Source organism: Luteibacter aegosomatissinici (assembly GCF_023078495.1).
Classification (GTDB): Bacteria; Pseudomonadota; Gammaproteobacteria; order Xanthomonadales; family Rhodanobacteraceae; genus Luteibacter; species Luteibacter aegosomatissinici.
In genome coordinates, this window is sequence record NZ_CP095742.1 from 4,102,152 (window position 1) to 4,121,850 (window position 19,699).

Here is a 19,699-nt window from a genome sequence, read left to right on the forward strand (position 1 = left end):
TCCCGTGGGCGACAACTCCTGTCGACCATGGGTGGCGGGCCTTCCTCTTGCCCCGGCGCCCCCCTTCCATCGGGCACCGATCGAAAATCCTGTGTTGCTTCAGAAGTTCTTGGTAAACCAGCTACGGAACTTCTCGACGACGCTACCCACATTGCCTACCGGCGAATTGCTATGCCGCGCGCCGCCACTGCTGGCACGCGCGCCGTGCAGCAGCAGGCCAACACCCGTGGAATGCAGTTCGCTGGATACGACATCGCCCAGGCCGGAGACGTGCTGGGGCACACCGACGCGGACCATCTTGTGGAAAATCTCTTCCGCCAGTTCCAGCGCGCCTTCCATGCGCGCCGCGCCACCCGTGAGCACGATGCCGGCCGCGACGAGGCTCTCGTAACCCGAGCGGCGCAGTTCGTCCTGCACCATCTCGAAGATTTCCTCGTAGCGCGCCTGCACCGACTGGGCGAGGGCCTGGCGGGCCAGGCGACGCGGCGGACGATCGCCCACGCTCGGCACCTGGATCGTTTCTTCGGCATGCGCGAGCTGGGCCAGCGCACACGCGTATTTGATTTTGATCTCTTCCGCGTGAGCGGTAGGTGTGTGCACGCCATACGCGATGTCGTTCGTCACCTGGTCACCGCCTACCGGCAGCGACTTGGTGTAGCGAATGGCACCCTGCGTGTAGATCGCGATGTCGGTCGTACCCGCGCCGATATCGACCAGGCACACGCCCAGTTCGAGTTCGTCTTCGGTCAGCACCGACTTCGCGCTGGCCACCGCCGCCGGCACCAGTTCATCGACCGACAGGCCGCAGCGCTGGATGCACTTGGAGATGTTCTGCACCGCGCTCGCCGCGCCGGTCACTAGGTGCACGCTGGCTTCCAGGCGCACGCCGCTCATCCCCACCGGGTGGCGGATGCCATCCTGGCCATCGATGCGGTATTCCTGCGATTCCTTGTAAAGCACCTTGCGGTCGGCCGGGATGGCCACCGCGCTCGCGGCTTCCAGCACCTGCTCCAGGTCGCCCGCCATCACTTCGCGGTCGCGGATCGCCGCGGTGCCGTGGGAGTTGCGGGTTTCCAGGTGGCTGCCCGAAATGGAGGCGTAGACCGAGCGGATATCGCAGCCGGCCATCAGCTCGGCTTCTTCCACCGCGCGCTGGATCGAATGCACCGTCGATTCGATATCCACGACCGAGCCGCGCTTCATGCCGCGCGAGACATGGGTGCCGATACCGATCACTTCGATCGGCTCGCCCGGCTCGTATTCGCCCACGATGGCGACGACCTTGGAGGTGCCAATGTCGAGGCCGACGACGAGCTGTTTGTCGTTCTTGTTTCTCATGTTCTAGCTCAGGTTCCGACCTTGGGTGTGGCCGTGTTGTCCGATGGCGGCCACCGGATGGCGAATCCGTTGGTGTAACGCAGGTCGGCGTAGGCGAAACCGCCACGATGACCGGCAATGAGTTGCGGGTACACATCAAGGAAGCGAGCGAGGCGGCGATCGGCCTGTTCACGGTCGCCGATCACGATCTCGGCCCCGCTATCGGTGATGACGCTCCAGCTACCGCGCTGGGTGAGCGATACGCCGGTGACCGACATACCCGCCCTGCCCTCGAACGACTTGCGCACCTGGGCGTAGAAGCTCACCACTTCGGCCAGGCGCGAGTCCGGGCCCGAAAGCCGCGGCAGGTCGCCCATCTGGTCAGCGCCCGGTGCATCGAACACCTGGCCCTGGCGGCTGATGAGGCGATCCTCGTTCCAGCGCGCGAATGGCTGGCGTTCGTAGATACGCACCAGCAACGTATCGGGCCAGCGCTTGCGCACTTCCACCGATTCCACCCACGGCAGGCCGCCGATCGCCTTGCGCACGCTTTCCAGGTCCGTGGCAAAGAAGCCCTTGCCCAGGTGCGGGATCGCGGCGCTGCGAATCTGTTCAGCGCTCACATGGGTGAACTCCGCCTCCACTTTCAGCTGGGTCACCGGCCAACGGCCCGACGCGAACCAGCCCTGCATCACGCCCACGACAGGCAACGCCACCAGGGTGATGGCGATAGCCCATGCGACGATCCGCGTGGCGGCGGCTCCCTTCATTACTTCACGGCCTCCCGTTCCATGGAGGTTTCCAGCACGCGCCAGCACAGGCCCGGGTAATCCAGGCCCGCAACGGCGGCGGCCTTCGGCACCAGCGAATGCGAGGTCATGCCCGGGGCGGTGTTCACCTCGAGCAGCCAGTTCTTGCCATGGCGATCGCGCATGACATCGACGCGGCCCCAACCAAAACAGTCGAGGGCATCGAACGCCTTCAGCGCGAGCGTACGCATCTCATCTTCCGCCGCACCGGAAAGGCCCGGGCAGAGGTACTGCGTTTCATCCGAGATGTACTTGGCGTTGTAATCGTAATACTCGCCGGCCGGCACGATCTTGATGGTGGGCAACACTTCGCGGCCCACCACGCCGACGGTGAACTCACCGCCTTCGTTCGCGTCGCCTTCGATCAGCGTTTCCATCAGCATGTCGCCCGGGTACCGCTGGGCGAGCGCGACCGCCTCATCGAGGTCTTCTTCCTTGAACACGCGCGTGACACCCACGCTCGAGCCTTCCCACGCCGGCTTCACGATCAGCGGGAAGCCGATCTCGCGCGCCGCGGCGTGCACATCGGCACCGCGCGGCAGCGCCTTGAACTTCGGGGTGGGCAGGCCGAGCGCGATCCACACCTGCTTGGCGCGAACCTTGTCGAGCGAGAGCGCGGAGCCGAGCACGCCGGAACCGGTGTACGGGATACCCAGCGACTGCAGCGCGCCCTGCAGCTCGCCGTTTTCACCACCGGCGCCGTGCAGGATGTTGAACACGCGCGCGAAGTGGCCCGAGCGCACGGCATCGAGCAGCGCCGGGATGCCGTCGATCGCGTGGGCATCCACGCCCGCGCCCTTCAGTGCCTCGAGCACGCCCTTGCCGGAGTTCAGCGATACCTCGCGTTCGGCCGAATTGCCGCCCATGACCACGGCGACGCGGCCGAAATCGGCGGCATCGGTCACTCGGCGGGGGAAACGGGTGCTGCTCATTACTTCGAGGTCCTCAGGTTGCCGCTGTTGCCAAGCTCGACCGCCGCGGCACCGATATCGCCGGCGCCGAGCAGCAGGATCAGATCGTTATCGCGGGCCAGCGCGGAAAGCGTGGCGCGCAGGTCGCGCGGGTGGTCGACCAGCACGGGGTCGGTCTTGCCGCGCGCACGGATAGCGCGGGCCAGGGCCTTGCCATCGGCGCCCGCGATCGGCGATTCACCGGCCGGGTACACCTCGGTCAGCACCAGCACATCGGTTTCGGCCAGGACGTTGGCGAAGTCGTCGAGCAGATCGCGCGTGCGGCTGTAGCGGTGCGGCTGGAATGCCACGACCAGGCGTCGATCCGGCCAGCCACCACGGGCGGCGGCGAACACGGCGGCGAGTTCGCGCGGGTGATGGCCGTAATCGTCCACCAGCAACGCGGAACCCTGGTCCAGCGCGATCTCGCCACGGCGGTGGAAGCGACGACCCACGCCTTCGAAACCCGCGAGCGCGTGGGCGATGGCGGAAGGCTCGACACCGAGCTGCCAGCCCACGGCCGCCGCGGCCAGCGCGTTCTGCACGTTGTGCCGGCCCGGCAGGTTCAGCGTCACCGCCACGGCGTCGACCAGGCCCGGCAGGTGCAGGTCGAAATGCATCTGGAAACCGACCTGGCGCACGTTGCTCGCCGTCACGTCAGCGGCGGCGTTGTCGATACCGTAGGTGATGAGGCGGCGCGAGGTGTCCTCGGCCAGCTTCTTCGTTTCGTCGTCATCGATGCACAGCACGGCCACGCCATAGAACGGCAGGCGGTGCAGGAAATCGCCGAAGGCCTTCTTCACCTGGGCGAAATCGCCGTTGTAGTTCTCGAGGTGGTCGGCGTCGATGTTGGTGACGACGGCCATGACCGGCGAGAGCATCAGGAACGAGCCATCGGATTCATCGGCTTCGGCCACCAGGTACTGGCCGGTGCCCAGGCGCGCGTTCGCGCCGGCGGCGTTGAGCTGGCCACCGATCACGAAGGTCGGATCGTAGTCGGCCTCGGCCAGCACGCTGGCGACGAGGCTGGTGGTCGTGGTCTTGCCGTGCGTACCGGCAATGGCGATACCACGGCGGAAACGCATCAGCTCGCCGAGCATCTCGGCGCGCGGCACGGTCGGGATACGCGACGCGCGCGCGGCGACCAGTTCCGGGTTGTCCTGGCGGATGGCGCTGGAGATCACCACCACGTCGGCGCCATCGATGTTGCTGGCTTCGTGGCCGATGTGCACTTCCACGCCCAGCTTGGCCAGGCGCTCGGTGGTGGGCGACGGCGCACGGTCGGAACCGGACACGCTGTAGCCAAGGTTTGCCAGCACTTCGGCAATACCGCTCATGCCCACGCCACCCACGCCAATGAAATGGACGCGGCGGAACGAGGTCATGAAATCATCGTGGGCGCGCAAACGACCGGGCGTCATGCGGAAACCTCCATGCAGTGACGGGCAATCGTTGATGCAGCGTCGGGTTTGGCAAGCGAACGCGAGGCGTTCGCGGCGGAAAGGATCTGCTCGCGATCGGCGAACAGATCGACAAGCAGCTGCGCGAGCACGCGCGGCGATTCGGCCTCGTTGAGCGAGGCATCGGTGATGATGCGCGCGCCGCCCATATCGACCATGGCGCGGGCGTTGGCCGTCTGGTGGTCATCCACGGCGTGCGGGAACGGCACCAGCACGGCTTCGAGGCCGGCGGCGCACAGTTCGGCCACGGTGAGCGCGCCGGCACGGCAGAGCACCACGTCGGTCCATTCGTACGCACCGGCCATGTCTTCGATGAACGGCACGACGTTGGCAGCGACACCGGCGGCGGTGTAGGCATCCACCGCTTCCTGCAAGCCGCGCTCGCCGGTCTGGTGGACGACTTCCGGGCGCACATCGTGCGCAGCCAGCAGGGCCAGCGCCTTCGGCACGCTGGTGTTCAACGTACGCGCACCCAGGCTGCCGCCGAGTACCAGCAGGCGCGGCGCGCCCTGGCGATGGTGGAAGCGCACGGCCGGCGCCGGCAGCGCAGCGATCGAGGCGCGCACCGGGTTACCCACCCACTCCGCGCCGGGCAGTACGTTGGGGAAGCCGGTGAGCACGCGCTTCGCGAACGATGCGAGCTTGCGGTTGGTGAAGCCAGCCACGGCATTCTGCTCGTGCACCACCAGCGGGATGCCGGCCAGGCGCGCGGCGACACCGGCGGGGCCGGCGACATACCCGCCCATCGAGAGCACGCAACGCGGGCGCAGCTTGCGCAGCAGCGCCAGCGAATCAAACAGGGCGCGCACCAGCATGAGCGGCGCGAGCACGCGGGTCTTCAGGCCCTTGCCACGCAGGCCACCCACCTTCACGGTGTGCAGCGCGATGTCGTGCGCCGGCACCACGCGGGTTTCCATGCCACCCTCGGCGCCCAGCCACGCGACCGGCACGCCCTGCGCGCGCAGCTCATCGGCCACGGCCAGGCCGGGGAAGATGTGGCCGCCGGTTCCACCGGCCATGATCAGCACGGGGCCGCTCATGCGATCCCCCCGATGGCGTTGGCCGTGGGCACGGCGGCAGCCGGGTTGCGCACCGCCGTCTGGCGAGCATCCTCGGCGCGGTTGATTTCAAAGGTGGCGCGCAGCAGCACACCCACCATGCAGCAGGTCATCAGCACCGACGAGCCGCCCGAGCTGATCAGCGGCAGGGTGAGTCCCTTGGTCGGCAGCACGCCCAGGTTCACGCCAATGGAGACCATGGCCTGGAAACCGAGCATCAGCGAGATGCCGTAGGCCACATAGCCAGAGAAGCGGTGGCCAAGCTCCACGCCTTTCAGGCCGATGTACAGGCCACGGCCCACCAGCACGACGTACAGGCCGATGACGGTGGCGATGCCTGCCAGGCCGAGTTCTTCGGCGAGCACGGCCAGGATGAAGTCGGTATGCGCCTCCGGCAGGTAGAACAGCTTCTGTACGCTGGAGCCCAGCCCTACGCCCAGCCATTCGCCACGGCCCACGGCGATCAAGGCCTGGGTCAGCTGGAAACCGTCGTTGAACGGATCCTTCCACGGATCCAGGAACGAGGTGAGGCGCTTGATGCGGTAATCCTCGGCGGTCGCCGCGTAGATCAGCAGCGGCACCAGCGGCAGCGCAAGCAGCACAAGGTTGCGCATGCGCGCACCGGCCAGCCACACCATGCCGACCGTGGTGGCGACCACGAGCGCGGCCGAGCCGAAGTCCGGCTGGGCCAGCAGCAACAGCACGATGAAGCCCGCCACGCCGATCGGCTTCACCACGCCGAACAGTTCGTATTCCACGCCTTCGCGGTGGCGCACGAGGTAGCTGGACAGGTAAGCGACCAGGATCACCTTCATGGCTTCCACCGGCTGGAAGCTGGTGACGAACAGGTTGATCCAGCGGCGCGCGCCATTGATGCGCATGCCGAAGCCGGGCACGAACACCAGCAGCAGGCCCACGACGCCCAGCAGGAGCAGCAGCGTGCTGTGCTTCTCGATCAGCTTCAGCTCGGTGCGCATGGCGATGCCGGCCAGGATGCAACCACCCACGAGGAAGCCAATGTGCTTCTTGAGGTAGTAGAAGGCACCGACATGCGAACCATCGGCCACGGCAATGGAGCTCGACGTGACCATGACCACGCCGATCGCCGCGAGCGCGAGCGCAGCCACGAGCAGCGGGATGTCGAAACTCCCCCGCGGGCCCTGGCGGCGCTGTGCCTGCTTGTTGCCGAAGCCGAACATCTGCTTAGCGCACCTTCAACGTAGCAAGACCAATAAGCACCAGCACGACGCTGATGATCCAGAAGCGCACGATGACCCGCGGCTCGGGCCAGCCCTTCAGTTCAAAATGGTGGTGGATGGGTGCCATGCGGAAGATGCGTTTGCCGCGCAGCTTGAAGCTGCCCACCTGCAACATCACCGAGGCGGTTTCCATCACGAACACACCGCCCATCACCAGCAACACGATTTCCTGGCGCACGATCAGCGCCACGCAGCCGAGCGCGGCGCCGATGGCCAGCGCACCCACGTCGCCCATGAACACCTGGGCCGGGTACGTGTTGAACCAGAGGAAGCCAAGGCCGGCGCCGGCCAGCGCGCTGCAGAACACCGCCAGCTCGCCCGCGCCCGGAATAGACGGGATGCCGAGGTATTCCGAGAACAGCTTGTTGCCGGCGAGGTAGGCAAAGATGCCCAAGGCACCGGAGACCAGCACGCTCGGCATGATCGCCAGGCCGTCGAGGCCATCGGTCAGGTTCACCGCGTTGGAGAAGCCCACGATGATGAAATAACCAATCACCACGAACAGCAGGCCCAGCGGCAGCGCCACCTGCTTGAACAGCGGCACGTACAGCGCGGTCTCCGCCGGCAGCTGGTGCGTGTAGTAGAGGAACAGCGCGGCAGCCAGGCCGAACACCGATTGCCAGAAGTACTTCCAGCGGCTGGCGAGGCCACGGCTGTCCTTCAGCACCAGCTTGCGGTAGTCGTCGTAGAAACCGATGGCGCCGAAAGCCAGCGTCACGAGCAGCACCACCCAGACGTAGCGGTTGTTCAGGTCGGCCCAAAGCAGCGTGGCAATGCCGATCGCAAAAATGATCAGCGTGCCGCCCATGGTCGGGGTACCGGCCTTGGAAAGGTGGGTCTGCGGGCCGTCGCTGCGCACCACCTGGCCGGCCTTCAGCGCGGCCAGCTTGCGGATCAGCGCGGGACCAAGCAGCAGTGAGACGGCCAGCGCGGTGAGCGCCGCCATGATCGCGCGGAACGTGATGTATTGGAAAAGATGCAGCGACGTGAAGTGCCGAGCCATCCATTCCGCCAGTTCAAGCAGCATGGGATGCTCCTTCAGCGTACTTCTTCATCGCCGCGACCACCCGCTCCATGCCGGAGGATCGCGAACCCTTCACCAGGACGGTGACGCCCTCGTGGATCTGCGCGCACGCCGCCTCGATGAGGTCTTCCTGCGTGGCGAAATGCTGTGCGCCGGCACCGAAGGCGTTGGCGGCTTCGGCGCTTTTCACGCCGGTGGCGAGCAGGCGCTCGATGCCGCGCTGGTGCGCGAGCTTGCCGATACCGGCATGCAGCTTCAGCGTGTCGTTGCCGAGCTCGGCCATGTCGCCCAGGATCAGCCAGCGCTCACCACGCGCCAGTGCCAGCGTATCGATCGCGGCCGCGGCGGAACCCGGGTTGGCGTTGTAGCTGTCGTCGATCAGTGTCCAGCCGCCGGGCATCGGCTCGAGATTCAGGCGGCCGGCCACATGCGGCACCTGTTCCAGGCCTTCCACGATCGTCTCCACCGGCACATCCAGCGCGGTCGCGATGGCCGCGGCGGCCAGCGCGTTGGCGACGTTGTGGCGGCCGGCCAGGGGCAGGTGCACATCGCCGTCGCCATGCGGCGTGGACAGGACGAAATGGGTGCCGTCGATGCGCTCTTCGATAATGTCGGCGCCGATGTCCGCGCGGTGTTCCAGCGCATAACGCAGCACGCGGCGCGAGCCGGCCAGGCCGGTGAAGAAGCCGGCGAAGCGCTCGTCATCCGCATTGATGATGGCGACGCCATCGGCGGGCAGCGACTGGTACAGCGCGCCCTTGGTTTCGGCGACGCCTTCGATCGTGCCCATGCGCTCAAGATGCGCGGCGGCGATGGAGTTCACGAGGCCGATATCGGGCCGTGCGATGGCAGCCAGGTAATCGATATCGCCCGGCTTGCCGGCGCCCATTTCTAGCACCGCGTATTCGGTGTCGTCGGGCATGGCCAGCAGCGTGAGCGGCATGCCCAGCTCATTGTTGAAATTGCCGGCATTGACGTGGGTGCGGCCGTGGCGCGACAGGATCGACGTGGTGAGCGTCTTCACCGTGGTCTTGCCGTTCGAGCCGGTGATGCCGATCACCCGCACCTTGTTGTTCTGCGCACGCACGGCGCTGGCCAGGTCGCCCAGTGCCAGCTGCGTGTCGTTGACGATCACCTGCGGGAGATCCACGGCCACCGGGTGGGTGACGAGCGCGGCGGCGGCACCCTTCGCGGCGGCGGCGGCGACGTAATCGTGGCCATCGACATGCTCACCCGGGAGCGCGACGAACAGGTCGCCCTTCTGCAGCTTGCGGGTATCGATGGCGAAGCCGGTGACCTCGGTGTCGGCGCCCTGCAGGCGGCCGCGGGTCCACAGGGCGACGGCGGAGAGACGCATCATGCGCGTGCCCCCTTCGCTGCCGGCGCGGCCATGAGGCCCTGCGCCACGGCCAGGTCATCGAACGGCACCTTGCCGTCCGGGCCTTCCTGGTAAGTCTCATGGCCCTTGCCGGCGATCAGCACCACATCGTCGGCTTTCGCACCGTTCAGTGCCAGTGCGATGGCCCTGGCGCGGTCGCGCTCCACGGCCACGGTTTCCGGGTGGACGAAGCCGGCGACGATCTGCGCGACGATATCGTCGCCGTTCTCGGTGCGCGGGTTATCGTCCGTCACGATGACCACATCGGCCAGGCGCTCGGCGATACCGGCCATGATCGGGCGCTTGCCCGCATCGCGGTCGCCACCGGCGCCGAACACGCAGATCAGCTTGCCCTTGGTGTGCGAACGCAGCGCCAGCAGCGCCTGCTTCAGGGCATCGGGCGTGTGCGAATAATCGACGACCACCAGCGGCTTCTTGCCATCGCCGCCCAGGCGGCTCATGCGGCCGTTCACCGGCTGCAGCGCTTCCAGCGCGGCGTGGATGCGCTCGAACGGCTCGCCCAGCGCGCCCAGCACCGCGGCAACAGCCAGCAGGTTGGCGACGTTGAAACGGCCGAGCAGCGCGCTGCGCACGGTGCGCATGCCCCACGGCGTGTTCAGGTTGAACGACAGGCCCTTGGCCGATGTGACGATGATATCGGCGCGGACTTCGGCGTCCTTCTCGGTCGCCTCATGGGCCATCGAAGTGCGCAGCTTCTGCACGCCCTCGGGCAGGCCCTTGGCCAGCTTCAGGCCAAAGGCATCGTCGACGTTGATCACCGCGGCGCGCAGGCCATCGAAGGCGAACAGCTTCGCCTTGGCGGCGCCGTAGGCTTCCATCGTGCCGTGGTAGTCGAGGTGATCGCGGGTGAGGTTGGTGAACACCGCCACATCGAAGGCGACCGCATTCACCCGGCCCTGCTCCAGTGCGTGCGAGGACACTTCCATCGCCACGTGGGTCGCGCCAGCGTCGCGGAAACCGGCGAACAGGCCCTGCATGCTGATCGCATCGGGCGTGGTGCGCTCGCCTTCCACGATGGCGCCATGCATGCCGGCACCCAGCGTGCCGACCGTGGCCGGCTTCTTTTGCAGGAACGCCAGCGCCTGCGCCAGCAGCTGCACCGTGGAGGTCTTGCCGTTGGTGCCAGTGATGCCGACCACGTCCAGCGCCTTCGTCGGCTCGCCATGGAAACGCGCCGCGATGGCACCCGTGTGCTCGCGCAGGTTCTTCACCGTCACGACGGGCACGCCCGGGTCGGCCGCATCAAACGGGGCCTCGGCCAGGATCACGGCCGCGCCGTTTTCCACGGCCTTCGCCGCGAAATCCATGCCGTGGCCTTTCGTGCCGCGCAGGGCCACGAAGGCGTTGCCTTCGGCGATCTCGCGCGAATCCAGCGCCAGGCCGGAAACGACAATTTCGCCGGCACCCTGGGCGTCGGCGAAACCTTGTAGAAGTTCGTTGAGGTTCATGCTGCTCATGGCACCACCTCTTCCGCCGCACTATCGTCGGCGGCCGGTGGTGCGTTGGTCGTTCCGATCATCCCGCCCTGGCTGGGTCCGCCGGCGTACCAGCGGCCGACATTGTCGGGTGGGATATCGAGGAGGCGCACTGCGCCGGTCATGACATTGGCGAACGCCGGGCCGGCCACCGAGCCGCCGTAGTAACGGCCGCCCTTCGGATCGTTGATCACCACCACGGTGACCAGGCGCGGGTTGCTGGCCGGGATCATGCCGACGAACAGCGAGATATAGTTGTTGGAGTAGTAACCGCCCACCGAGTTCTTGTGCGAGGTACCGGTCTTGCCGGCCACGCTGTAGTTGGCCACCGAGGCGAAGCCGAAGCCGGTGCCGCCCGGGGCGACCACGGTTTCCAGCATGCGCACGAGCTCGTGCGCGATCTCCGGGGAGACCACCTGGTTGATCGGGTTATCCGCACCCTTGATGAAGCTGGGTGCGCGGTACTGGCCGCCATTGGCGATGGCGGCGTAACCCGTGGCGAGCTGCAGCGGGGTCACGTTGAGGTTGTAACCGTAGGCGATGCGAGACTTCTCGATCGGCTTCCACGTGCGGCCCACCGGCAGGTAGCCCGAGGCTTCGCCCGGGAAACCGCTGCCCGTGCTGTTACCGATCCCGAACGACTTGAACATGTCGTACATCTGGTCGGTATCCAGCGTCATCGCGATCTTCGCCGCGCCGACGTTGGAGGATTTGGTAATGACGCCGGTCGGGGTGAGCGTGCCCCAGTTATGCGTATCGCGCACCGGGTGGCCGCCCATCATCCACGTGCCGGGCGAGGTCTCGATCAGCGGCGCGGTGGGCGTGTACTTGCCGCTGCTGAGCGCCGCGGCCATGGTGAACGCCTTCATGGTGGAACCCGGCTCCACCACGTCGGTGACCGCGCGGTTGCGGCGGTCGCCCGGGCTGCTGCCACGCACGGCATTCGGGTTGAACGAAGGCAGGTTGGCCATGCCCAGCACTTCGCCGGTGTGCACGTCCATCACCACGATGCTGCCGGAATCGGCCTTGTTCTTGTCCAGCGTATCCTTCAGCGCGCTGTACGCCAGGTACTGGATGCGGCGATCGATCGACAGCGTGATGTCGCGGCCCGGCTGCGGCTCGCGCACCAGTTCCACATCTTCCACCACGTGGCCCATGCGGTCGCGGATGACGCGCTTGGCGCCCGGCTTGCCGGCCAGCCATGCGTCGAACGCCAGCTCCAGGCCTTCCTGGCCGTGGTCATCGATATTGGTGAAGCCCAGGATATGGCTGTTCACCGCGCCCGAGGGGTAGTAGCGGCGGTACTCGCGCTGCGAGTTAATGCCCGGGATCTTCAGGTCCATGATCGCCTGCGCGTCTTCCGGACGCATCTGGCGGGTGATGTACATGAATTCCTTGTCGGCGCGCGCTTCGATCTTCGACTTCAGGTCGTCGGCATCGACGTGCAGCGCCTTCGCCAGGTCCGGGATGCGGTCGGCGTTCTCGAGCAGCTCCGGCGGGTTCGCCCAGATCGAGGCGACCGGTGTCGACACGGCGAGCGGCTCGCCGTTGCGATCGAAGATCGTGCCACGCGACACGGCGATGGGCATCTCACGCAGGAAGCGGGCATCGCCCTGGTCCTGGTAGAACTGCTTGCGCACCACCTGCAGGTCGAACGCGCGCACGAGCAGGCCCGAGGCAGCCACGCACAGCACGGCCACCATCACGGTCATGCGCTTGCGCGGGCTCGGGCCCTGGCCGCGGCGGCGGCTGGGTACGACGAGCTTGCCCGGGCGCGCCCTCATCGGCGCACCAACTGGATATCTTGCGGCTTCGGCGTGAACATGCCGAGCTTCTCGCGCGCGTCGCCGTCGATGCGGCTGGGCTCGGCGTACGTTGCCTGCTCCAGCTCAAGGCGGCCGTATTCCACGCCCAGGTCGTCTTTCTGCGTCTGCAGGCGCGAGAGTTCGACAAAGAGCACGCGGCTCTCGTGGCGCGTCCACACCACGCCGATCGCGCTGGCGATCACCGCCAGCAGCAAGAGCGAGAGGCAGATCGCGCCGAAGGTCTTCATGCCAATTTCTCCGCGATGCGCAGCACGGCGGAACGCGAGCGCGGGTTCGCGGCCACTTCGGCATCGGAGGCGAAGATCGCCTTGCCCACCGGTTTCAGGCGGGCGGCCGGGGCTTCCTTCGGCGGTGCGCGGCGGCTGCCCTGCACGCGGCCTTCGTGCCCGCGGATGAACTGCTTCACCATGCGGTCTTCCAGCGAGTGGAAGCTGATGACGGCGAGGCGGCCACCGACGTTGAGCAGTTCGAGCGCGGCATCGAGGCCACGCTCCACCGACGTCAGTTCTTCATTCACACGGATGCGCAGCGCCTGGAACGTACGCGTGGCAGGGTTCTTGCCCGGCTCGCGGCGGCCCACGCAGCGCGCCACCAGCTCGGCGAGGTCGCCGGTGCGGGTGATCGGCGCGGTGGCGCGGCGCTCGACGATCACCTTGGCGATGCGGCGGCTGAAGCGCTCTTCGCCAAAGGTCCACAGCACGTCGGCGATCTCGGCTTCCTCCGCGTCGCGCAGGAAATCGGCCGCGCTGATACCGCGGGTGGTGTCCATGCGCATGTCGAGCGGGGCATCGGCCATGAAGCTGAAGCCACGGCTGGCATCGTCGAGCTGCGGCGACGACACGCCCAGGTCAAGCAGGATGCCGTCGAGGCCGCCATCGGCGAGCTCAGCCCATTCGCCCATGGTGGCGAAATTATCGTGGCGCAGGGAAACGCGCGGGTCGGTGGCGAGGCCTGTTTCGGCCACGGCGATGGCGGTGGGGTCGCGGTCCATCAGGAACAGGCGGCCTTCGGGCGAAAGACGGGAAAGCACCGCCCTGGCGTGACCGCCGCGGCCGAATGTCCCATCCAGGTAGCGCCCGTTCTCGCGCACGGCGAGGCCCTCCACCACTTCGTCGAGCATCACCGGGATGTGCACATCGCGCCCCGCCATCGCCACATCCCGCTCCCGTTCCACTTACAACCTGTTCTTATGAATGTTCGTTACAACCGCAGATCCGCCATGTCGTCGCTGATTTCATCCTCGGTGATCGTCTGGCGGATCTTCGCGAGGTGGGCCTGTTCGCTCCAAAGCTCGAACTTGCTACCCATGCCGAGCAGCACGGCTTTTTTCTCTATGCCTGCCGCCGCGCGTTGGCTCGCTGGCAGGAGGATGCGTGCCGCACCGTCGGGCTCGACGATGGCGGCGGCGCCTACCAGCTTCATCTGCAGGTTGCGGTGCACGGCCTTGACGGAAGGAAGCTTGTTGACGTCATCGCGTACCCGTTCCCATTCCTCGTAAGGAAAGATCCACAGGCAACCGGTTTCGAAGGGGTTATAGGTAACGACCAGACGGTTTTTGCAGACGTCAGCCACCTGATCCCGATACGAGGTCGGAATCGTCAGACGACCCTTGTCGTCGACCGTGATGGCTGTTTCGCCTTGGAACATGTCTGGTTGCCCGCCCCACCAAATCCCACGATTTCACACTGGGGCCCACGATAGTCTCGGGGTCTGAGACTGTCAAGGAATTTTTCCTTGTGAATCAGGGAGAAAGCTCCTGTTCATCACTAATTCCAGCCATTTCTGAGCAATCCACGCAAGGTGGTTGAATCGCAGGGATTTTTTGTGAAGTGACGCATAGCGTCAGGTGGCGCCTGAGGGCGGAATCAGGCTTCGTGACTGAATTCACATTCACGCGCAGGGGGTTTGTCGCAGGAACCCACGGCCACCCTTTTCGTAGGAGCCCACCCTGTGGGCGACATCCTTTCGCGAGAGCGGAACAGGGCCTGTAACGCGAGGCGAAAGCTGTCGCCCACAGGGTGGGCTCCTACCGACAGCGCGCGCTGCACACCTGGCCGGGTGCGCAGCGCGCCAGCGCGAAGAAGATGGAGTCGGCCTGTAAGCCGGGTTCTGTGCGCCTTGCGGCGTAGCAGTCATTCTTCTCGGCCTGGCGTCACCGCCAGGCTCTAGCAACCTACCCGGGGACGACACGGGCTGCGTCATAGTCCCCTTATTTGGTCTTGCTCCGGGTGGGGTTTACCGTGCCGTACGACGTTAGCCCCGTACGCGGTGCGCTCTTACCGCACCCTTTCACCCTTACCTGATCCCCTTGCGGGGCCATCGGCGGTCTGCTCTCTGTTGCACTGGCCGTCAGCTCACGCTGCCCAGGCGTTACCTGGCACCCTGCCCTGTGGAGCCCGGACTTTCCTCGACGCGCACAAGGCGCGACGCGACTGCCCGGCCGACTCCAATTCCCATTATACGCACACGGCCCCCTGTAGGAGCGCGCTTGCGCGCGATGGGTCTTGCCGCGTCCCCGCCCTGTCGGCTTTTCGCGCGCGAGCGCGCTCCTACAGGTGGGCACCGGGGCGGTACACTCTGCGATTGCCCACGCACCCGGTCCCACGTATGCCCACTTCCCGCACCGGCATCCTGCACGTTGTCGCCACGCCGATCGGCAACCGGGATGACATCAGCGCGCGGGCGGTGGCCACGCTGCGCCAGGTGGCGGTGATCGCCGCCGAGGACACCCGGCACACCCGGCCGTTGCTGCAGCACCTGGGCATCGATACGCCGCTGGTCGCCCTGCATGACCACAACGAGCGCACCGCGGTGGATGGCCTGGTGGAGCGCATGCGCAACGGTGACGACGTGGCGCTGGTCTCCGATGCCGGCACGCCGCTGATCAGCGATCCGGGCTTTCGGCTGGTGCGTGCAGCACGCGTCGCGGGGCTCAAGGTCAGCCCGGTGCCGGGCGCCAGCGCGGTGATCGCTGCGCTCTCCGTCGCCGGCCTGCCCAGCGACCGCTTCGTCTTCGAAGGCTTCCTCGCGGCAAAAAGCGGTGCACGCAAGGCGCGCCTTGCCGAACTGGCGGGCGAATCGCGCACGCTTATCTTCTATGAGTCGTCGCACCGCATCCTCGAATGCCTTGAAGACATGCGTGATGTGTTCGGCGCCGATCGCGAGGCCGTCGTCGCCCGCGAACTCACCAAACTGTTCGAAACCGTGCTGGGTGCGCCGCTCGGCGAACTGGTCGGCACCGTGGCGGCCGATGCGAACCAGCAGAAGGGCGAGTTCGTGGTGATGGTCGCGGGGCGCGAGGCGGGCGAGGACGAGAAGCTGGCCGAGGGGCTGCGTGTGTTCGGCATCCTCAAAGAGGAACTGCCGCCGGCCAAGGCGGCGAAGATGGCGGCGGCCATTACCGGCGCCCCACGCAAGGCACTCTACGGCGCATAACCCGCCCCGGTAGGAGCCCACCTGTGATGGCCGGCCTTTTCTGGACCACCCAGTAGGAGCAAAATTTCCTGCGAGGTGATCCATGGGTTTCAAGATAATTTCGCCGGCCATCAAGGCTGAGGCTATTCGACTGGTGGTTGAGGCGGGCTATAGCGCGCCTCAGGCCGCGCAAATAACCGGTGTGGGTCCCACAGCGTTAAGGCGCTGGGTGGAGGAGTGGCGACAGCAGCAGGCCGCGATCCCGGCCACGACAGCCGCCCAGGCGCTCCTCATCGAAGAGCTCAGGGAGCAACTGGCGGCTTCAGAAAGAGCGCGCGAGGTCCTTGCCGAGGAGCGCGATGTCCTAAAAAAACAGTTGCCCTCTCACCTCGCAAAAATCTTGAAGCCGCGCAGGTCATCAAGAAGGTGAGAGGGACGCTGTCGATTCGACGCACGCTGGCGATTCTGGGCTGGCCGCGCAGCAGTTTTTACGCCAAGCCCAGGCCTCCGGCACCCGTGAGTCACGCGCTGGCCAAGGCCGCGCGCAGGATTCATCGCGCGAGCCGCGGCCACCTGGGCGCACGAATGATGTCCAAGCACCTGCGTGAGAAGGGCTTTGATCTGGGACGGGAAAAGGCGGCAACGCTCATGCGTCGCCTGGATCTGCCTCGGCGAAAAAGGCGCTTCAAGCACTATGCCCGCAACACCAAACCCGCACCGGCTGGCAACGTCCTGGCTCAGCAGTTTGATCCTGCCCACGCCAATGTCGTCTGGGCCGGGGACATCACGTTCATCCCCACCAGGCAGGGGTGGCTGTACCTCGCGATTGTCGTTGACCTCTTTTCCCGCCGAATCATCGGCTGGGCGACCAGCACCGTGGCCGACACGCGACTGGCGCTGGAAGCGAGTCATTTGGCTTTCGCATCGCGCGAGCCCGCGCCTGGCCTGATTTTTCATACCGATCAGGGCTGTCAGTACACGTCCGATGCGTTCGTCTCGCACCTGGCCGCACGCGGCACGATCCAAAGCATGAGCAGGAAGGGCAATTGCTGGGACAACGCCGTCGTGGAACGGATATTCCGGTCCCTCAAGCATGAGTGGCTTGAGGAGGACGTCCTATCCAGGGATGAGGTTCGGGCCGACGTGATCGACTTCGTGGCCCGGTACTACAACCACGAGCGGCTACACTCCACGCTCGACTATCTTCCGCCCGCCGAATTCGAACGGCGGGCGGCTATCCGCTCCTAGTGGGTGGTCCAGAATAGGCCGGCCATTACAACCCTGTGGGCGACGCCGTTCGCGACAACGCCACAGGGCCTGGTACGTCTTCGCGAAAGATGTCGCCCACAGGGTGGGCTCCTACGGGGGCTCTCGTTCGCGCGGGCGCGCGCGGCCTCACACCGGCCTCGCGAAGCGATCGGCTATGATCCCCTCGTTTCGGCGCCAGCGCGGCGCCACTGCGCCCCAAGGAACTTGCGATGCGATCGATCCGCAGCACAGCCCTGTGTGTCCTCACCGCCGCCGCCCTCGCCGGCTGCGTTACGCCGGGCGCCTCGCGCCCCGAGGCCCACAGTCCCTCCGGTGAAGCCACGCAGGCCGCGCAGGCCATGTACACCAAGGGCCAGTTCGACCAGGCCGCCCAGGCCTATCTTGCGCTGGCCCAGCAGGACCCCGACCACCGCGACTACTACAAGTTGCTGGCCGGCGAGGCCTACCGCCAGGAGGGCGCGCTCGATCGCGCCGCACCCGCCATCGCCGATGTGCGCCGCTCGCACCTGGAAGGCGAAGACGCGCTGCGCTTCGATGCCCTGCGTGCCGAGATCGCCCTGAAGAACAACGATGCGAAGACGGCGCTCTCGCTCACCGGCAAGCCCTCCGCGCGCGTTTCGCCGCAGATCGACCAGCGGCTGGCCGAACTGCGCGCCCGCGCACAGGCCGCCGCGGGCGATCCGTGGAGCGCCGCGCAGACGCGTGTCGAACTCGATGGACAGCTGCGGGGTATTGATCGCGAGCAGAACCGCCGCGAGATCCTGGCCCTGCTGACCGGCATCGGCGGCAGCGAACTCACCGCGCGCAGCAACGACCTGGGCGCCAACGACTCCATGAAGCCGTGGGTCACCGAAGCCCAGGCCCAGCTGGGCACCGTGAGCCGTGGGCCGGCCGTGCTCGACCAGGCGGTCGGCACGGTTACCGGCGCGCAGGGCGTGCGCGAAGGCTACAAGGTGCCCGGCAAGGTCGCCCTGCTGCTGCCGCTCACCGGCCCGCTGGCCGGTGCAGGCGCCGCCATCCGCGATGGCTTCTTCACCCACTATGTCGATTCCGCGCACGCCAACGCGCCGCGTCCCGACGTGGTCGTCTACGATGCCGGCAACGATGCCGCGCACGCCGTGGCGGCGTACGACAAGGCGGTCGCCGAAGGCGCGAAGTTCGTGGTGGGCCCGCTCAACCGCGATGGCGTGAGCGCCATTTTCGCGAAGGGTGCCCTGCCCGCACCCATGCTCACGCTGAACTACCCCAGCGATACGAAAAACCTGCCGCCCGCTGGCGCGAACGAGTTCGGCCTGGTGCCGGAAACCGAAGGCGCGCAGGTCGCGGACCACATGGCCGACAAGGGCATGAAGACGGCCACGATCATCGTCTCCACCGACGACTTTGCCCGCCGCGCCGGCAATGCCTTCAAGGCCGAATGGCAGGCACGCGGTGGCACGCTGGCCAACCAGGTCACGCTCGATGCCAACAGCATCGACTTCGCGTCGCAGCTTGCCGCGCTGGCGGTGCCGACCGAAGAAGACGCCATGACCAGCGGCATCTTCATCAGCATGAAGCCGCAGCAGGCCCGACTGTTGCTGCCGCAGCTGCGCCTGGCGAAGAACAACCTGCCGGTGTTCGCCACCTCGCACGTGTACTCCGGTGGTGACGACCCGACCTCCGATCGCGACCTGGAAGGCGTGGAATTCTGCGACGCGCCGTGGCTGTTCGATGCGCAGCCGGGCCTGCCGCGCCGTGCCGACCTCGCCACCGCATTGCCTGCAACGCGTGGTGTCGCCGCGCGCCTGTTCGCCTTCGGCATGGATGCGTGGGGCCTGGTGCCGTACATCGACTGGATGCGCGGCCACGCGGGCAGCTACCTGCCAGGCGCCACGGGGCAGTTGGTCGCGGATGAGTTCGGCCGGGTCCGGCGCGTACTCATCTGGGCGCGTTTCGCTGACGGCGTGGCCCATCCGGTGGCCGGTAGCCTTGAACTCGAAGCGCCGGCCACCGCGCCGACCGTGGAGAGCGGCGGCGGCGGTTAATCCCTCCCCCACCCCGGCGCGGAAAAGGAGTCCGCGTGCACGAAAACATACGTTCCACCCTCGCGCGCCGCGTCATCGGAGATCGTTACGAAGACGCGGCGCGCTTGTATCTGGAAGACCACGGCCTGCGCTTCGTGCGGGCCAACTTCCTCTGCCGCTTCGGCGAAGTCGACCTGGTCATGCTCGAGCGCGAGGTCCTCGTGTTCATCGAGGTGCGCTACCGGCGCAGCGGCAGTTACGGTGGCGCACTGGCGTCCGTCACCAAGGCCAAGCAGCAGCGGCTGATCAGCACCGCGCACGTGTGGTTCGCCGCGCATCCGTGGGATGCCGGGCGGCCATGCCGGTTCGATGTCATGGCGTTCGAGGGCGATACCGTTGAATGGGTGCGCGGCGCGTTCGATGCCTGAGGTGCACC

General features: G+C 66.7%; 18 protein-coding genes and 1 other RNA gene. 5 read left to right on the forward strand and 14 right to left on the reverse strand.

Features of this window, described 5'->3' with window-relative positions; all coding sequences use genetic code 11:
* Positions 1-99: 99 nt before the first annotated feature.
* The 14 genes from ftsA to rnpB form a co-directional block, all read right to left on the reverse strand.
* Positions 100-1,338, reverse strand: a complete 1,239-nt coding sequence (gene ftsA, locus L2Y97_RS18480) for a cell division protein FtsA (protein ID WP_247429544.1) — start codon at positions 1,336-1,338, stop codon at positions 100-102.
* An 8-nt stretch (positions 1,339-1,346) separates the two neighbouring features.
* Positions 1,347-2,087, reverse strand: coding sequence for a cell division protein FtsQ/DivIB (locus L2Y97_RS18485; RefSeq protein WP_247429546.1), 741 nt, complete (start codon positions 2,085-2,087; stop codon positions 1,347-1,349).
* A complete protein-coding gene (locus tag L2Y97_RS18490; protein ID WP_247429548.1) occupies positions 2,087-3,058 on the reverse strand; it encodes a D-alanine--D-alanine ligase in 972 nt (323 codons plus the stop codon). The genes L2Y97_RS18485 and L2Y97_RS18490 overlap by 1 nt, the downstream gene beginning before the upstream one ends.
* Positions 3,058-4,497, reverse strand: coding sequence for a UDP-N-acetylmuramate--L-alanine ligase (gene murC, locus L2Y97_RS18495; protein ID WP_247429550.1), 1,440 nt, complete (start codon positions 4,495-4,497; stop codon positions 3,058-3,060). Before murC ends, L2Y97_RS18490 begins: the two co-directional genes overlap by 1 nt.
* Complete coding sequence (gene murG, locus L2Y97_RS18500; RefSeq protein ID WP_247429552.1) at positions 4,494-5,576, reverse strand: undecaprenyldiphospho-muramoylpentapeptide beta-N-acetylglucosaminyltransferase; 1,083 nt, start codon at positions 5,574-5,576, stop codon at positions 4,494-4,496. Before murG ends, murC begins: the two co-directional genes overlap by 4 nt.
* A complete protein-coding gene (gene ftsW / locus L2Y97_RS18505; RefSeq protein WP_247429554.1) occupies positions 5,573-6,793 on the reverse strand; it encodes a putative lipid II flippase FtsW in 1,221 nt (406 codons plus the stop codon). Before ftsW ends, murG begins: the two co-directional genes overlap by 4 nt.
* 4 nt (positions 6,794-6,797) lie before the next feature.
* Positions 6,798-7,880: a phospho-N-acetylmuramoyl-pentapeptide-transferase gene (mraY, locus tag L2Y97_RS18510; protein ID WP_247429556.1), complete on the reverse strand. Its 1,083-nt coding sequence runs from the start codon at positions 7,878-7,880 to the stop codon at positions 6,798-6,800.
* A complete protein-coding gene (locus tag L2Y97_RS18515; RefSeq protein WP_247429558.1) occupies positions 7,870-9,237 on the reverse strand; it encodes a UDP-N-acetylmuramoyl-tripeptide--D-alanyl-D-alanine ligase in 1,368 nt (455 codons plus the stop codon). The genes mraY and L2Y97_RS18515 overlap by 11 nt, the downstream gene beginning before the upstream one ends.
* Positions 9,234-10,733, reverse strand: coding sequence for a UDP-N-acetylmuramoyl-L-alanyl-D-glutamate--2,6-diaminopimelate ligase (locus L2Y97_RS18520; protein WP_247429560.1), 1,500 nt, complete (start codon positions 10,731-10,733; stop codon positions 9,234-9,236). Before L2Y97_RS18520 ends, L2Y97_RS18515 begins: the two co-directional genes overlap by 4 nt.
* A complete protein-coding gene (locus L2Y97_RS18525; RefSeq protein WP_247429562.1) occupies positions 10,730-12,535 on the reverse strand; it encodes a peptidoglycan D,D-transpeptidase FtsI family protein in 1,806 nt (601 codons plus the stop codon). The genes L2Y97_RS18520 and L2Y97_RS18525 overlap by 4 nt, the downstream gene beginning before the upstream one ends.
* A complete protein-coding gene (gene ftsL, locus L2Y97_RS18530; RefSeq protein WP_247429564.1) occupies positions 12,532-12,804 on the reverse strand; it encodes a cell division protein FtsL in 273 nt (90 codons plus the stop codon). The genes L2Y97_RS18525 and ftsL overlap by 4 nt, the downstream gene beginning before the upstream one ends.
* Entirely contained in the window at positions 12,801-13,727 is a 927-nt protein-coding gene (gene rsmH / locus L2Y97_RS18535) for a 16S rRNA (cytosine(1402)-N(4))-methyltransferase RsmH (RefSeq protein ID WP_247436902.1), read from the reverse strand. Before rsmH ends, ftsL begins: the two co-directional genes overlap by 4 nt.
* A 50-nt stretch (positions 13,728-13,777) precedes the next feature.
* Entirely contained in the window at positions 13,778-14,224 is a 447-nt protein-coding gene (gene mraZ, locus L2Y97_RS18540; RefSeq protein WP_247429566.1) for a division/cell wall cluster transcriptional repressor MraZ, read from the reverse strand.
* 435 nt (positions 14,225-14,659) lie between these two features.
* Positions 14,660-15,025: RNase P RNA component class A (rnpB, locus tag L2Y97_RS18545), an RNA gene on the reverse strand.
* 159 nt (positions 15,026-15,184) lie between these two features.
* Here rnpB and rsmI point away from each other — a divergent pair.
* The 5 genes from rsmI to L2Y97_RS18570 all read left to right on the forward strand — a co-directional run bounded on the left by rsmI (position 15,185) and on the right by L2Y97_RS18570 (position 19,691).
* The gene (rsmI, locus tag L2Y97_RS18550) at positions 15,185-16,012 is read left to right on the forward strand and encodes a 16S rRNA (cytidine(1402)-2'-O)-methyltransferase (RefSeq protein ID WP_247429568.1); all 828 of its coding nucleotides are present in this window, start codon (positions 15,185-15,187) and stop codon (positions 16,010-16,012) included.
* Between the two features lie 82 nt (positions 16,013-16,094).
* Positions 16,095-16,421 (forward strand): transposase, encoded by a 327-nt coding sequence (locus L2Y97_RS18555; protein ID WP_247429570.1) that lies wholly within the window; start codon positions 16,095-16,097, stop codon positions 16,419-16,421.
* Positions 16,418-17,239 (forward strand): IS3 family transposase, encoded by an 822-nt coding sequence (locus L2Y97_RS18560; RefSeq protein ID WP_247429573.1) that lies wholly within the window; start codon positions 16,418-16,420, stop codon positions 17,237-17,239. The genes L2Y97_RS18555 and L2Y97_RS18560 overlap by 4 nt, the downstream gene beginning before the upstream one ends.
* Before the next feature lie 230 nt (positions 17,240-17,469).
* On the forward strand, positions 17,470-19,284 hold the full coding sequence (locus tag L2Y97_RS18565; RefSeq protein WP_247429575.1) for a penicillin-binding protein activator: 1,815 nt from the start codon (positions 17,470-17,472) through the stop codon (positions 19,282-19,284).
* A 35-nt stretch (positions 19,285-19,319) separates the two neighbouring features.
* On the forward strand, positions 19,320-19,691 hold the full coding sequence (locus L2Y97_RS18570) for a YraN family protein (RefSeq protein WP_247429579.1): 372 nt from the start codon (positions 19,320-19,322) through the stop codon (positions 19,689-19,691).
* Positions 19,692-19,699: the final 8 nt, after the last annotated feature.